11 protein-coding genes are annotated in these 15,750 nt (G+C 59.1%); 8 read left to right on the top strand and 3 right to left on the bottom strand.

The window, feature by feature from the left end; translation table 11 throughout:
* Nucleotides 1–9 precede the first annotated feature (9 nt).
* Entirely contained in the window at nt 10–954 is a 945-nt protein-coding gene (locus G8E10_RS18675) for an alpha/beta hydrolase family protein (RefSeq protein ID WP_167130256.1), read from the top strand.
* A gap of 143 nt (nt 955–1,097) precedes the next feature.
* On the opposite strand, the gene G8E10_RS18680 is transcribed toward G8E10_RS18675, so the two are convergent.
* A complete protein-coding gene (locus G8E10_RS18680) occupies nt 1,098–3,494 on the bottom strand; it encodes a hypothetical protein (protein WP_167130257.1) in 2,397 nt (798 codons plus the stop codon).
* Between the two features lie 254 nt (nt 3,495–3,748).
* Here G8E10_RS18680 and G8E10_RS18685 point away from each other — a divergent pair, with 254 nt between their 5' ends.
* The 6 genes from G8E10_RS18685 (at nt 3,749) to G8E10_RS18710 (ending at nt 11,369) form a co-directional block, all read left to right on the top strand.
* Nucleotides 3,749–4,714 carry an NAD-dependent epimerase/dehydratase family protein gene (locus tag G8E10_RS18685; protein WP_167130258.1) on the top strand — a complete coding sequence of 322 codons (966 nt, stop codon included), beginning with the start codon at nt 3,749–3,751 and terminating at the stop codon, nt 4,712–4,714.
* 132 nt (nt 4,715–4,846) lie between these two features.
* Complete coding sequence (locus tag G8E10_RS18690) at nt 4,847–5,977, top strand: RHE_PE00001 family protein (RefSeq protein ID WP_167130259.1); 1,131 nt, start codon at nt 4,847–4,849, stop codon at nt 5,975–5,977.
* A 107-nt stretch (nt 5,978–6,084) separates the two neighbouring features.
* Nucleotides 6,085–6,573, top strand: a complete 489-nt coding sequence (locus tag G8E10_RS18695) for a hypothetical protein (protein ID WP_167130260.1) — start codon at nt 6,085–6,087, stop codon at nt 6,571–6,573.
* Between the two features lie 417 nt (nt 6,574–6,990).
* Entirely contained in the window at nt 6,991–8,031 is a 1,041-nt protein-coding gene (locus G8E10_RS18700) for an AAA family ATPase (RefSeq protein WP_167130261.1), read from the top strand.
* 28 nt (nt 8,032–8,059) lie between these two features.
* Nucleotides 8,060–10,474: a S8 family peptidase gene (locus G8E10_RS18705; protein WP_167130262.1), complete on the top strand. Its 2,415-nt coding sequence runs from the start codon at nt 8,060–8,062 to the stop codon at nt 10,472–10,474.
* Between the two features lie 13 nt (nt 10,475–10,487).
* Complete coding sequence (locus G8E10_RS18710) at nt 10,488–11,369, top strand: hypothetical protein (RefSeq protein WP_167130263.1); 882 nt, start codon at nt 10,488–10,490, stop codon at nt 11,367–11,369.
* 145 nt (nt 11,370–11,514) lie between these two features.
* Here G8E10_RS18710 and G8E10_RS18715 read toward each other — a convergent pair whose 3' ends face one another.
* Nucleotides 11,515–12,195, bottom strand: a complete 681-nt coding sequence (locus G8E10_RS18715) for a uracil-DNA glycosylase (RefSeq protein ID WP_167130264.1) — start codon at nt 12,193–12,195, stop codon at nt 11,515–11,517.
* Nucleotides 12,192–13,415 carry a nucleoside triphosphate pyrophosphohydrolase family protein gene (locus G8E10_RS18720; RefSeq protein WP_167130265.1) on the bottom strand — a complete coding sequence of 408 codons (1,224 nt, stop codon included), beginning with the start codon at nt 13,413–13,415 and terminating at the stop codon, nt 12,192–12,194. The genes G8E10_RS18715 and G8E10_RS18720 overlap by 4 nt, the downstream gene beginning before the upstream one ends.
* Nucleotides 13,416–13,546: 131 nt before the next feature.
* Between G8E10_RS18720 and G8E10_RS18725 the strand changes: the two genes are divergently transcribed.
* Nucleotides 13,547–15,736 carry a metallophosphoesterase gene (locus tag G8E10_RS18725; RefSeq protein ID WP_167130266.1) on the top strand — a complete coding sequence of 730 codons (2,190 nt, stop codon included), beginning with the start codon at nt 13,547–13,549 and terminating at the stop codon, nt 15,734–15,736.
* Nucleotides 15,737–15,750: the final 14 nt, after the last annotated feature.

A 15,750-nucleotide genomic window follows, 5' to 3' on the forward strand; every position in this document is an offset into this window, starting at 1 on the left:
GACCTACAAATGACAACGAACAATCTGATCGATATCGCGCGCCGTATCCCAACGTCTGTCGGGGCCCTCACGATAGCTTACTCGCCGATCCGCCTCGATATCGACGGACGGCCGCCTCTGGAACTGCGTTTGACTGCACCGGCAAAAGGCGATCGCCTCCCCATCGTCATTCTGTCGCATGGATTCGGACCGTCATTCTACGTTCCGTCGAAGGACGGCTACGCGCATTTGGCGCAGTTCTGGGCGGAGCGCGGCTTTGCTGTCATCCAGCCCACCCACGCGAGCTCCCGCGTCGGCGGCCGTCCTGACGACGCCGAAGGAGCGCCGTTCTTCTGGCGCGAGCGCGTCGCTGAGATACGGACAGTCGTCGACCGTTTGTCAGAGATCGAGGAGCGTGCGCCGGCCGTCTCTGGCCGGCTTGACCATGACCGCATCGCGGCGGCAGGACATTCCCTCGGTGGCCACACGGTGAGCCTGCTCCTGGGCGCGCAACTCCATGGAGAGACTTTTAGGGATCCACGCATCAAGGCTGGGATCCTTCTCACCGCTCCCGGACGTGGTGGAAAAGATCTGACAGAAGAGAACGCTGCGCGCTTTCCATTCTTTGACCTCGACTTCTCACACCTGACGACGCCGAGCCTGGTCGTTTGCGGGGCAGACGACAATCCACATTTTACGCCCCGTGGCCCAGATTGGCACGCCGATGCCTACCATGACGCTGTTGGTGCGCATGCGCTTCTTACCCTTCACGGAGTAGGCCACGGCCTCGGTGGCATTGCAGGGCTCGACGCCAAGGAGACAGAGGTCGAGGTGCCGGATGCGCTCGAGGCAACGAAGCGCATGACGCTGGCCTGGTTGAGAACTGCCCTCGGCGATGACGCCAATGCCTGGTCCTCAGCATGTACGGCGTTGAAGGGTCCGGCGAGCAGCCTTGGAACCGTCGTCGAGAAGTAATCGGATATAGCCGGACGTCGGGAGCCTGCAGGTGGAGTGGAAGCATTACCTGTTTCCGTCGTGACGAAGCTGCAAAGGGAGCGGTTATCAGCCGCTCCCTTTGCATGTTAGACCTGAGCCTGCGCGCGAGGGGCACATGGTCCTCACGCCGCCTGCCAAACCTGATTGAGGATCTTCGCCGCCAGCGCCGCCTTATCCTGCGGCAGGAAGCGGCCGTAGTGCCTGGCGACCATGTCGGGTGTGTCCTGGATGGCATAGCTTGCCTGCTCGTAGGAGCCGGTCTGTTTCAGGATGTGGGTTGCAAGCACATCACGCACGTTGTGCGGCCCGTGGGGCAGAAGGCCTTCGATCGCACCGCGGCCGGTATAGGGATTGTAGATCCCGTACCGCTGGATGGTCAGCCGCCACGCCTCGTAGAAAGTCGTCTGGTCGTAGGCCGCATCCTTGCTGGTGGTCTTCACCGTCTTGACGAAGAAGGTTTCGGGATCGCGCGCGTTTCCAAGAAGGACACTGCGGTGGCGCGCGACATAGGCGTCGAGATGGGTGTAGAGCCCCAAAAGATCGGGCAGGATCAGCCGGAAAGGTTTTGAGCCGAAGAACGACGAGTGGGCATTCTTGAACGCGTTGGCCGGGATAAGCACTTCCCAGCCCCGCTCGCGGTCGTTCCAGCGCAGTTCGCCTCGCTTCAGTTCCTGCAGCCGCCGCTCGGAGCGCGGAAAATGACCGCGCGGGCAGAGCAGGAGCTGGCGCAGGTTCTTCTGGCGAAGCCCCAGATGCAGGCCGAGACGCAACATCAGGAAAGCACGCACGGCTTCGGCTGCGGCCCGCGGATACCGGCGCTCGTCCGGCATCCGCTGAACGATCTCCTCTGTGATCTTGCGATACTCGGCAAGAGGGCTTGCCGCCTCCAGAACCGGCATGATCGGCTCGAACGGATCTCGATGGACGCGCATGACCCGCTGGATCTCTTTCGAGCGATGACGGGCATACTGGAAGAAACGCTCGCAGGCAGCATGCCAATCATTGCGAGCGTCATCGATCTCGGCCTGAGAGATCAGGCCGGGCACGGCACGGACGCGCTGCAGGAGTTCGGGATGCTGCCGCAGCCAGCCGGTTCCCTCGCGGGTCAAAGACAGCGCAACGCTCAGCATGTCGACTTCCCAGGCGGTGTAAAAGCCGCGGCGGCGTTCACGCCATTGTACATACCAGTCCCAGATGCCGGGGAAGACCAGCATGCCGAAGGTCAGGTGCGACAACGGCACGCCACGCCCACGCACGGCACTGCTGGGGGCGGCGGCAAGGGCCCCAAACATCAGTCCGAGATGCTCGATCTTTTGGGACGCCGTCTCTTCACCCCAAACCCCGTGGCGTTGAAACCCGAGTGCCGTGAGCGTCGATATCTTGAAGCTAACGAGATCGGCCATTTCCATCGCAAGGGCTGGTGGCGCATCGATCACGCCGGACAGGAGGTCCGGATCCTCGATCGACGTGACATCGTCTTCATCTGTATCGTCCACACTTGTGAGGAGGTTGCAACTGGTCGATGGGCCGCCGCCATAGGCTATTCCGGGAAAGCGTATGGCGTATCGCTGACGCACGGCTGCTGCCTGATATCGCCTGTAGTCGGTGGCGCCGGTAATAATGACGCGGCGGACCCATTCAAGGATCTCCTCGCGCTTGGCATGGGGCAGACTGTTGAAGTCGTCCGGAAGATGCCAGGCCAATCGACGGCGTTCCGCTGGACCGATGTCGCTGCCGACGTCATGGCCCGATGCTGCGCGCGCGGCATGCGGCAGTTTGGCTTTGAAGTATCCTTGGGGAAGGCGATAGCGGGCTTCAATACGGTTGAGGATGGCGAGGCTTTCCAAAGTCCTCGGCGTCTTCATGCCGGTGATCCAGCTCAGCAGCGTAGTCTTGTCAAAGGCCTCGCCCGGATGGACGACGGCCTTATGCAGGCGATAGTAGGTCTCGCCAAAACGGCGGATCTGGTAGCTCAGTGCCTCTTGAAACGAAGCAGGATCCTGCCCTTGGCTGAAGAGTGGCTCGGGGAAGGGGTCGATCGGTTGCGGATCTGGTCCAGGCTTGGACAGGGACGGCGCCGCTGTGGATACCGTATTGCGCAGTGTCCTTGGCGATCTGGATGATGGCACGTCTTTGACAGCTCGTTTGGCCCTCGCTGTCCTGTCCGCAACCGGTGTTCTCGGCTGCTGTTGTGTTCGTTGAGTTCGCCGGGATGGCGCTGGATCCGGCTCCGCCTCGCCGATATCACGCATCCAGCGTTCGATTGCGTCAAGTCCCGGCTGCATCGCTCGCTTCAATGCTTGCGACATCTCCTGCCGAAGATCACAATCATCGGCGATCTGCCGCCAATCCGTGCGCCCGGCGTTTATCGGTGGCCGCATGTGTCTGGCAATAAGGGACAGCAGGTAGCCCCGAATGTTCTGGCAGTCGCGTTGTGTCGCAACAGGAGCAATCCTGACCTGGCAGAACTGGGTGATCATGCGCTGGAGGGTTTGGGGTGAGGCAATGTGCTTTCGCATACGGCATCCACAATTGGTCGAACTCGATCGGCCCGAGGCCGGGGCCAGCCTGCTAATGCGATGATGTTAACAGAACGTGTACAAGACAATGCATATATAGCCTCGGCGGTTGTGATCCCATTGGACGACCGGCGGTCCTGTCGTGCACCTTGCACAACGCCATGTAGCTGAAGGTTTCCACACGTTCGGAACTCGAGTGACAGGTGCACGTTACCGAACACGAGCCTCCATCAACCAGGCAGTCAGGTGACGTTATGACCCGTGTGATCGTGATTGGAGCAACGGGGCATGTCGGGACCTACCTTGTTCCCACCCTCGTTGAAGCAGGGTATGAGGTTGTCGCCATCAGTCGTGGCGTGGCCGAACCCTACCAGCCGCACACGGCCTGGCGTCACGTCGAACGTCTGCAAATGGATCGGGAGGCGCTGGAGCGCGCCGGTACTTTCGGCAAGGATATCCTGTCTCTGAAGCCCGACATCGTCATCGACAGGATCTGCTTCACAAAACCCAGCGCTGAAATGCTTGTTGAAGCACTGGCTGGTCACGTCGGTCATTTCCTTCACACAGGCACGATCTGGACCCACGGCACGTCTGTTGCTGTACCGACAGTTGAAGACGCAGCAAAATATCCCTTCGGCGACTATGGGGTGAAGAAAGCCGAGATCGAGACCTACCTGTTGAAGAAGGCGCATCAGGACGGGTTTCCCGTGACCATTGTTCATCCTGGCCACATCGTCGGACCGGGCTGGGTCCCGCTCAACCCGCAGGGCAACTTCAATCCGCAGGTGTTTTCGACGCTGGCGCGGAGTGAAATGCTCGTCCTGCCGAACTTCGGCCTGGAGACGGTTCATCATGTCCATGCGGAAGATGTCGCCCGCTTGTTCATGGCGGCCATCGCCTCTCGTGCAACGGCAATCGGCGAGGCCTTCCACGCGGTTTCCGATAAGGCTCTGACGCTGCGCGGATATGCGGAGAGCATGTCGCGCTGGTTCGGTCACGAACCGGAGCTGGAATTCCTTCCCTATGACCAATGGGCGGCTGGCCAGAATGCCGAAGACGCGAAAGCCACATGGGAGCATATTGCGCGCAGCCCAAACTGCTCGGTGGAAAAAGCGCGGCGTCTCCTAGGTTTCGTCCCCCGGCACACATCGCTGCAAGCCGTACAGGAAGCGGTCACGTGGCTCATCGCAAAGGATAAGATAGAGGCACCACTCGACTAAGTATATTTGCTTCAGTGTTAGCTATATACCATCGATAAACGTTGGTTATCGATGGTTATGACCTCAACCGGCAATCATACGATGTAGCGAGCCGCAACATTTAAATAGAGTTCGTATAAGAAATCATTTATCGTGATTTCAATGGCTTACGATCTCACGAAAATCAGCATGACGACCTTGATGCGGCCGGTCTTCGACGCCGGTATTGCTCTGACGCGTTTGGACGAGCGCATCGCCCGCTCGCCGGTCGGGCAGGGTTTTATCGAGCGCAGCCATTTCACGGATGCCTGCGCCTCGCTGTGGATCGACGGCGAACTCGTCCATCTCGAAGACCTCGTCCTCCACGACGCCACCCGCGATATTCGCACACCCACCCATGAGCTGACCATCGCCCGCGACGTCCTGCGCACGCGTCGACGCATCGCCAGCCAACTTCCGGGCTGGGCGCTTTCGGCCGAGGGAATTCGTACCTTACGGAAAACCGCGGAGATCCCTTCAGCCGATGCGGATGATGTGCTGATGACCGGTACCGTGCGGCGCGCGGTCGCAAGTGATCCGGAAGGGGAGGGGGAAGATGGTGATGCCATCGAAAATCTCCCCGGCATCGACTATGCCGCGATCGATGCGATCCTCGCACGCTCTGACGTCGCTATTGAACAAGCCAAAAAACCCGGCCGGGCTCCGGCCGATCCGCTGGTCTATGATCTCGACTGGGATGAGGACGCGCGGCTCGAGGAATGGCGCGCCGTGTTGCGGCAGGCCGAAGACTTGCCGGCGGTGCTGCAGGCAATCGTCGCCCTAGATGCCTGGAACGAGCTGGCCGTCCTTCAGCATGCGCCCTGGCTCGGCCGGCTATTTGCCGCCTCCATCCTGCGCCAGGCCGGCGTCACCTCCGGCGCCCATCTCGCGGCGATCAATCTCGGACTGAAAACTATTCCCGTCGATCGGCGCCGGCATCGTGATCGGGTGACCCGGTTGCTCGCCATTGCTCACGGCCTGATCGCAGCCGGCGAGATTGGCTTGAAAGAGCATGACCGGCTGGCGTTGACGAAAACAATGATGGACCGAAAACTGGACGGACGGCGAGCCTCCTCGAAATTGCCAGAGCTGGTGGAGCTGGTGATGGCGCGGCCCCTGGTGTCCGCAAAAACGGTGGCGAAGACGCTGGATGTGACGCCGCAGGCGGCGAGGCGGATCGTTTTGGAACTCGGCCTCCGGGAGATGACGGGGAGGGGGAGGTTTCGGGCGTGGGGCGTTATCTAAAGAGCAGGTAAAGAGCATTCCGTAACCCAGTTGCGTTCGCAGTGTCTCGTTCTTGATTTGTTTCGAATTGCGACTTAAATAGATGCTCGAACTTGCGGAGCGCCATGATGAGCGATTTGGAACTGCGTCAATTCCACTCCTTTCTGGAAGATCTGATCGACGAGTCCTTCCGCACGGGGAGGTTCTCTGCCGACAAGATCGTGCTCAGAGTGGTCACGGAATATCCGGAGCGACTAGACAATATTCGAATGCACCTCAACGACCTCGGACTGCGCGCTCTCATACGCAACAACTGCCGTGCTAAAAACAGGACGAGCAGTGTCGAACCTGACATGTTCGGGCACTATGGCCTGGGGAAGCGGGTGGCCGTGCCTTATGTGGACGATCACGGTAAGAACCGATGGGACAGGAAGCCCCGCGGTGAGTTGTCGTTCGACGACCTCGACAGGATTCGCGAACGCCGGGATGAACGGCCGGCACGGGCTTCCAGGGACCAGAAGGAACTAGAGGATATCGCCAAGAGGGCTGAGCCCTACCGCAGCTTGACCGAGAGCATATCACAAGCGCTTGCCATGGCGGAACGGGACGGACGATAACGATCGCGTCAAACTGCATCATCAGAAAAGCTGTGATCAACACAGGCGCCGTAATCAGCTTCGTACGCGGGCCGGTTGTGGCCGCCAGAGAATTGTCCTAACCTTACCGCGTTGGAAGGTACCTTGGTCCCCCAGCGGAGCATAGAGATGTTCTTCTCCACCTGGCGGTGTTCACGGTTAGGCAAGGTTCGAAAGTGTAGTCTTGCACTGACTCGTATCGGTGCGGCCCTGATTGGATGTGGAATACAGTCGAGGCCGACGCTCGCGGTGAGACTGGGCGACAAGGACACTGTCGTCAAAAATTGATTTAGAACTCTAGTCATGGCTGCGGGTTTACCTATGATGATTAAGGAAGCTTCACAGAGGACTATCGAGCAGATGCCACGCAACGAGCCTGGGCGGAAAAGGGATGAGCCCATGATCGACACCGGTCCTGCACGCGCTGCCTTGCAGGCGCTGACCACCGAAGCTCGGGCGCAGCAGCACCTCGGGCTGGCTGACCGACTTGACAAGGCCGCGTCCGGTACGCGGGCTCCGCAAGGCAATACCCGTGCCCGCAGCGCGACCATTCCGGCGAGCGTCGAAGGCTCGCTCGTCCAAGTCAATGCGCGTCGGAAGCTGAAAGATCTAGTTCTCCCACCTCACGCGACGATGGAGATCCGTGAATTCATCGACGAATATGCGGAGATCACGCTGCTCCGGTCCCATGGGCTCGAGCCCCGCCACAAGGTTCTCCTCGTCGGTCCTCCCGGAACAGGCAAGACAAGTCTCGCTGAAGTTTTCGCCAGCGAGCTCGAGTTGCCGTTCCTGGTCGTACGGTATGACGGCCTTATCGCAAGCTATCTGGGGGAGACTGCGACCAGGCTCCGCAAGCTTACCGACTATGTCTCGCAACGACCGTGCGTAGTGTTCTTCGACGAATTCGATACGGTCGGCAAGGAGCGGGGCGACGCCCAGGAGACTGGCGAAATCAAGCGGGTGGTGAGCTCGCTGCTTCTGCAGATGGACTCTATACCGAGCCATTGCGTCATTGTATGCGCAACCAACCACCCGGAACTTCTCGACCGGGCCGTCTGGCGTCGTTTCGAGCTCCGCCTCGAGGTGCCGCTGCCGGGTCGCGACGAGATCGCGCAGTGGTTCCGACGCTTGGTTAAGGATTTCGGCAGCAAGTGCAACGTAAGCGAGAAAAACTTCGTGGACTCGTTGATTGGTAAGAACTTTTCAGATATCGAGTCTTTCACTTTGGACATCCGCCGAAAGATTGTCTTGTCCCGAGGAAGTGTTTCGCCTGACCAGGCCATCCAGGCGGCTTTGGTGAAGCTCGAGCATAGAAAATCGCATTTGGGGGAGGCGGAAAATCGCCAACCGTCCGATAGTTCGAATTCGTCGCATTCAGCGAGTACAAAAAAGAATCAAAGGCGGAAGAAGGATGATTCCGCCTCGGGCACTCTCATCTGAGAGCCAGACTCGGCGGCTTGGTCCGAGCATGGACCTGCTCCGGCAGTCCTTTGCCAACGGAAATGTCCAGGACCCCACTTTCGCCTCGCCCGACAGGGCCTTGGTGTTCGAAGTCATCGGTCCAATCGAAAAGTTCGTTGAAGCGGTTGAGCGGATCGGTTTCGAATGGCTGACGGAAGATTATGCGAACGCCGAACCTGCCGTTGCGGAGGCTGAGAAGGCCGACGAAGAAGTCGTGACCTCGCTGATGTATCTCACGATGCCCACCGCTGCCGGCGTTGATCGCCTTCTGGCGATGTGGAACAGATACATAGGCGGCCGCGCTGCCAAGGACGGTGAAGGGGAATGGTGGAAGGTTTTCGGATATCTGTCCGCGATTAGGCCATGGAACGCGACGGACCGCGTTGCCCCAGCGACACAAGCCTTCATCGGACGTCAACTCGAGAGAAACCCAGCTCAGCCGGTACGGCTGGAAGTAGACCTGTGGTTCCGCGGCGATCCTCTGCTCCGAGCCGGGGCACGTGAAGGCCTACAAACCGTACTCAACGGAGTTGGCGGTCGTATCGTGGACTTCGTCAACATCGATCCGATCCGATACCAGGTCGCGCTGGTGGAAGTGCCAGCCGAAGAAGCGGGACAAGTAGAGTCCAGATCTGGCGTCGTCGCTAATGCGGATCAGATTATGTCGATCCGGCCCCAGTCCTTCTACGGATCGGCGCCGTCGGAGGACCGTGGCGAATTCTTAGCTGAGCAAGAACTGGAGGAGGGGGTAGAACTTCGGCCTGCGGTTGCGGCAATCCTCGACGGCTATCCAATGTCGAACCATCAGCTCCTCGCTGGGCGGGTTGAGGTCGAGGAGGTCGACATAACGGCTGCGACCGTTCCGGTAGATCGGCGCTATCATGGCACGGCGATCGCGTCACTGATACTTCACGGCGACCTTGCTGCCGGAGACGAGCCTCTTTCGAGAAAGCTAAAGGCAGTTCCAATCCTTGCTGCCCCACAAGGGCTCGCTGACGAAAGACTGGATTCGGACTACCTTCCGATCGGCCTGATCTATCGCGCCGTCAAGTCGCTCAAGGAAGGCCTCGACGGCAGAGAGCCGACAGGTCCAGGAGTGATTATTATCAACCATTCGATATGCGACGCAGAAGGCGCCTTTGTCACGCGTCCGAGTGTATGGGCGCGTCTGCTGGACTGGATGAGCACGGAATACGGAGTTCTCTTCGTTGTCAGCGCGGGCAACATACCGCGTGAGTTTCTTACCAGCTTCCCTGACGATGCTGCCTATCTCGCAGCAACCCCGATCGAACGGCAGGCGGCGACGATGCTATCGGTTGAAGCGACGAAAGGCATTCGCGGCCTCCTCAGTCCAGCGGAGGCGATGGGTGCGATTACGGTTGGTGCGCTGCATGTAGATGCAGCCGGGATGTGCCCGATTGGAGTAGAAGATCCGTTTCCTGAAATCGCCGTCACCAATCTCGGCAGCGCGATAGGTCCAGGTATCAACCGAGCCTTAAAGCCCGACCTCGTCGAGGCCGGCGGGAGGCAGATCGCCCGTACGTCCGACACGCCGTCCGGACACGTGTTATGGCCGGCAAGTGTGGCGGCACTCGGTCAAAAGGCCGCCGCCCCCGACCCGCTCGCAGGGAGTTCGTCGCGCACACTTAGGTCGACAGGTACGAGCAACGCCGCGGCACTTGTGACCCGTGCAGGAATTAGGATCGTCGATGCCTTGGAAGAAACCCTAGCTGAGGAGGGCGCCTCTCTTGCGACCTTCGATCGGGCAGCAACCGCCACCAGAGCCTTGCTCGTACACAGCTCCGCGTGGCGTACTCACGGAGCCGTCTTGGAAAGCATCTATCCGCCTCCCGGATCTGCCCAGTGGCGGAAGCGGCGCGGGAGCATCACCAAGTTCCTTGGGTTCGGAAGGCCTGATTTCGAGCGCGTCATCAGCGGCGAATCGAACCGCATCACGCTGCTTGCCGATGACGTCATTAGCAATGAGCAGCTTCACGAATACCGCGTCCCGATCCCGGCAAGCATGATCAAAAGCCGAGAGCTGCGCAGGATCGTAATGACGCTTGCATGGTCGCCACCGTTCCATCCGACTTCCATAGCCTATCGCGGCGCCACGCTGGATATCGTAGACCAGCAGGGCAAGCGCAAATTCTGGCGTGGAGTAAAGAGCGTCCTTCAGCCGCATCCCGACGACATGCGGCGGGGCACTATCATGCATCTCGTACTTGAGGGCGAGACCAGTAGCGCCTTTACTGACGCCCAGGGGCTCTTTGTGGGCGTGCAGGCAAGGGCTCTTAACGCCAGCTTTCGCGATGCCGACATATCCTATGCACTTGCGATCACCCTAGAGATCGCCGCGACAGTCGAAGAAGATATCTACGCAACCATCGCTCAGGCTGTCAGGCCCCGCGCCCGCGTTTGACGGAGTATACACGATGACAATCGACAAGAGCACAATGATAGGATCGGCCAGCCCAAAGGCGATTGCCGAATATTTGGAACTGATCGGGGACACCGAGGCAGCTGCGGAATTTCACCGCTCCGGCGGCGGCGGCCAGAGCATGGTCCTCCCATTCGTTAAGTACGTGTGGGGACAGACGGGAGCGAAGATCGGCTTCATTCCGGAGGGAACGAAGTCAGGTAGCTGCTATATCGTCGACGCCATCGGAATGGAACCGGACGAATCCTTGCGAGAGGCCGCCCTTAAGATCAGCCTGGACGCCTTTTACGCCCACAACTATCCGGGCATGGGTAAGCATCGAATCCTCTGTGAGTTCAGCGGAAAAAACCAAACGGACAAAGAGTCGGAGGCCATGCGTTTCGCAGTTGATCTCGCTGCTAACGATCAAAGCGCCGCCGCCCACATAGGCCAACCCATATTTGTCGGTGTCAACGTGGGTCGGGAGGGTCTGTCATTCGAGGGCCGGACGGTTAACGTAAAGAGCGAGGATGACGACCTCATGCTCGAGGCCTTGGGAAACTCGACCTTCAAGGATGGGCTTTCACTTCTGACGACGGCACAGCCGGTCCTGAAACCGTTCGTGAAGCTCGCGGAAGGACTCGTAGCCTCGGTCGCCAAGCGAAGCGAAAACAGAGAGGTGTTCAAGTTCGCCCTCGGTTTGGACTTTTCCAAGAGTGCTACGTCGGCAAAGCTTCGTCTTGGATCCTATGTGGTCGTGCAGACGGACGAGCATGATTGGGACTGGAGTAGCTTCGTTTGGAGCACCGGCTCTGGACTGGTTCTTCCGAAAGCAGACGGCGCGAAGCCGCTCAAGCTTAACTACATGGTCTTCGGCGTCGGACGGGCAGGAGCGTAGGTAAACCGTCTTTTCAGGGCTGCGGTCTTGGCTGGGGCAGGACCGCAGACGATCGAAGACGCCCGCAAAGGGAGCTCGTACGGCTGCGCGAGGCAGGCCTCACGCAAACTCTGGCACATGCGAGGCTTGGTAACTGCCGCCGAAATCAGATCAGCTGGAGCTGGTGGGCAGTTCCAGCCGACCTCGTCGGGAGAGAATATAGACTGGAAACGCCTTGGATAAATTCCGGCTGCCCGCCGTAGCTGGGATGCCGCACGCACGCCGCGTCGAATCCAAGATCCGCGAGTGCCGTCTGGGCGTCGCGACCAATGGCAACCAGCTGGCGCGGGCGCAATGCATCGACCAGCCACTCCATAAGGAACCGCGTCGCATGCCGCTCCGACCGCTTGTGGTTCCGGTTTGACATTGGAGCCCCGGCATCGTGCGGATGCAGGGGAAACACGTTCCACAGGAAGACCTTGCGGTCCACTGCAGCGAGCATATCCCACACCACGCCTGCAGTTCGCTCCGAAACCGCTGGTCCGCCGGTCGAACGCACTAGCTCGTCAATGCCCATCATGGCGGCATGGGCGTTGAGATGCACCTCGTCGGTCAGTGCCAGACCGGTCCGACGGCCACCCCGATAGCCAAGGTCGCGCGCTATCCACATTGAGTCGACACCGGTGTCCAGCGACGCGTCGATCACTTTCCGCAGGTTGTCGCATCGGGTGGCGGCTGCTCCGGGCAGGTCGTGGTCAGCATCTTCATCGCTGTAAGGATTGAAGGCGTTGTCGAAAGTCAACGCCGTCATGCGGTCGACGAACGACGACGCAGATAGGCCGATCATTCCGGAGCCCGGAACGTCAGGGTATGTTCGTTGAGATCAGCCGTCACTGTACCGCCTCTATGATGCTTGAGTTCGCGAAATACCCTGAAACCTTCCAAGATTGCCATCTCCCATTGCCACAGCGGCAACTTTTCCACTTCGTATCCGCTAACCAGTTCTTGTACCGCCTTCAATAGGCCGTAGTCGACCGACGTTACGTTCCGAAAAAACTGATGGCGCTGGCCGTGGTTGAAGATCCACGTCGAAACACCCTCTTCGATCAGGGAAGCGCGCGCGCCGTCCTCGTTATCATCGACGATGGGATCGCTCTTGCGCTTCACCTTCAGCAAACCACGCAGGGTGGGCGACCAGCCAAGCAAAGCTGCATAGGACAAGTGGAATACGTCGTGGAACCGGTAGTCGTCAGGCGGATGCCGGTTGTCGGTGACTGGATCGCCGATCCGGACACCGTTCATTTCCTGTATGACTTGAACCTTCGATCCTGAAGTCTTTTCCCGAAACCGCATCGGTATTACCCTCGGCAGGCGCTCGTCCGCAGGAAAGCCTTCGTCGAAAAGCGGTGCCCATAATTTCTCGAGTGGCCAGCGGCTGAGCGCCTTCGTGATATTCTTTCGTGCGGCCTCATCAAGATTGACGTTTGCATCACGCGCCGCCGTCAGAAGCAGACGGAATATCTCAACCAAATGCGAAGACAACACGTCGCGGTTTCGCTGGACACGCCCTTGGTTATAGTCCTCGAGCAGAAGCCCAACTTTGCCGGCTAAGGCCAAAAATCCTCGCTCAACAGCGGCGGCCGACTGTGGTGACTGGGCCGGCGACAGTGCCTTCTGCAACTGCTCGAAGGTGATGTTGGCGTCGGAGTCATCCCAGTTGGAATAACCCGCACCCGCACGGTGGGCGAGCTCGCTCAACCGCAAACCGGCTCGCATGGCGGCGTTGGCGAAGTACCAAAGAGTGTCACCCAGTTCCTCGACGGTGGACTCGTGGTAGGCGTGGTAGGCATCCTTGTCCCGCTGCTTCTTTTTGAGTTCGCTCAGTAAGCTGCCGACCTCACCGTAGAGACCCAGCAGCACGAAGCCGAGACCTTCGAGGTCCGACTTCTCGTTCTTGTCGGTTTCGCGCGTGAACGCCTGATACTCGTCAAGGCTAAGAGGGGCGTCCAGATCCGCAAACAGCGCGTGTTGCTTGCGCAAGAAAGTCGTTTCAACCGCGCTGAACATCGAGAATCCTTACGAACATATTCGTTCTAGTCGAACGACCGATGCATGATAATCAGGAATTAAATAATATATACAGATGCCATGATCTACTTTAGCGGATAAGAACAGGATTATCCTTCCGGGGAGGGGAAATGACAAAAGAAGCGGCCTTTCTACATGTGACCGATGCTCATCTTGATGGTGGTATCCAGGTGGTTAAGCGCGACGACCACAAGGAGAAGATTTCGGGTATTGACCATCCGACCAGGAACCGGCTCTTGGCGTCAACATTCCAGCGAGTAGCAGAAGTTCTTTCATCCCGACACATGCAGTTGGCTGGTGTTATATTCTCCGGCGACGCGACCGATAAATCCAAGCTCGCCGGTCACAAACATCTCTACGAGTTGATACTCGACCACTTCTCCGACTTCGGTATCGAAGCCGCCAATATTGTCGCCGTGCCAGGAAACCATGACGTCCTGCGCGGATCTGCCCCAGGATCGGCGGCGCGATACCAAGACTTCCAGAGCGTATGGCGCGTCCCTGGCTGTGTCACGCCTTGGCTGGATGAGATCGACAAAGCATCCGAGCCGGTCGAAGGGCACATGCTCGCCGCGCCCGAACGCGACTGGTTGGTTTTGCCGATCAACAGCAGCAACTGGTCTCAGATCAAGCTCGGACTGAACGACACAATTGCCCCAGTTTGGGAGAAGCTGCACGAAGTCCCTGGATTGAAGATGGCCGAAAGGGCCGCACTGCGCGAGAGTTTGGACGATTTACTGCACGCAGACATGGCCCGTGTATCTGAGGAGCAACTGGAGTATGCCCGTAAGCTCCTGGCGGCGACACAGCCGCCGGATGGCCGCCGCCAGTTGAAAATAGCCGTCCTTCACCACCATCTGCACTCGCCCGGGCTGCGTGAAGAGGTTAAGGCTTTCGCTGACCTCACCAATCTTTCGTTGGTTAGGACATTCATCCGCCAGCAGAAAATCGACGTCGTCATCCACGGGCACAAGCACGAATCTACGGTCGGCTACGACTATATTGACGATGATGCGGGCGGCGACGTCCATCGCACGTTGGTTATCTCGGGTGGAAGCCTCATCGGCGATGGTGGTGGCCATCCGGTCCGCTTGCTGACCTTTAAAGGCATGCCGTCGACGCCCGAGGTAACGGTCGAAGAGTTTGGAGTCCCGCGAGGGGGCACGTTGACGGAAATCAGGCCGCAGAAGGTCCGCCGGTTGTGGCAGGCCGAGGAGGCTTTGCCAGGTGGTCCTGTCGTGCTCCAGGGCTCCGATATGGACGTACTCTATGATCGCGCCATCAAGGTCGTGGGTGACGGACTTGGGGGAGGTGCGCTCGTGGTCCACCTAGACGCGGATGATACGGCTGGGGACGACCTACCTCTGCCGCGTGCCTACGAAGTTCCAGGGATCAAAGACGACGCAGGCCGCCAGAAATGGCTCGGAGAGTTGGTGCGGTGGTGGCAGGAGCCGCATTCAAAACTGGCAGTACGCCTGCCTCAGGCTCACGGGGCCCGCATGCGCCGATTCGGCGGAAAGCTCGATCAGGTCGAGCGAATCAAACGCCTTTTGAAGACGAAAACCACCACGCGAGCCATCGCCGTCCTCCTTGACCCGTTCGTTGACTTCGAATCTGGTGATAGCAAGGAAGAGTTCGCTTCTTTTTGTCTGGTGCAGTTCACCCGACGCGAGCCGGCGGATACAGGGCCGCGGCTCGAAGGAAATGCCGCCAAGCCCCGGTTAGATTGCATCGCCTACTACCGCGCCCAGGAATTTCGGCAGTGGTGGCCCATTAATATGGCCGAGTTGCGGCTAGTCCAGCGTCAGATTAGTTCCGGAATTGGCGCCCTGCCTGGACGCATTACCACGGTTGCCGCCGATGCGCGCTACATTACCACTGCTCCGATGCAAGCAATTGTTCCGATCGTTGATCGTTGGTCTGACCATTCGCCAGAGACTCTACACGTCCTGGCCAACGCTCTGGTCAGTGACTTACCATTTACCGCCCGGCAGCAGGAGGTCGTCGAAGAATGGCTGCTTTCTTTGGAAAATCAGCTTCTCGCAACGCAGGCATGGAACGAGGACGGAATGCCTGTGGCGCTGGAGGGTTTGGAGACGTTACGCAGCTATCTCGTCGCTTCCGAACCCGAAACTCAGAAGGGCAAGGCGCTGAGCGACGTGCTTGAGCGGCAGATCGCACTGAACAGGAACTGGACGAGATCAAAGAGACAAGAGCCGGATTTCGAAAACTGGGCACCGGGCACTAAAGCCAATCTTCAATCTCTGCGTCAGCTGTCTACTAAGGGTACCTATGACTGAGGCGGCCCACCGCA

Source organism: Ferranicluibacter rubi (genome assembly GCF_011603255.1).
GTDB lineage: Bacteria > Pseudomonadota > Alphaproteobacteria > Rhizobiales > Rhizobiaceae > Ferranicluibacter > Ferranicluibacter rubi.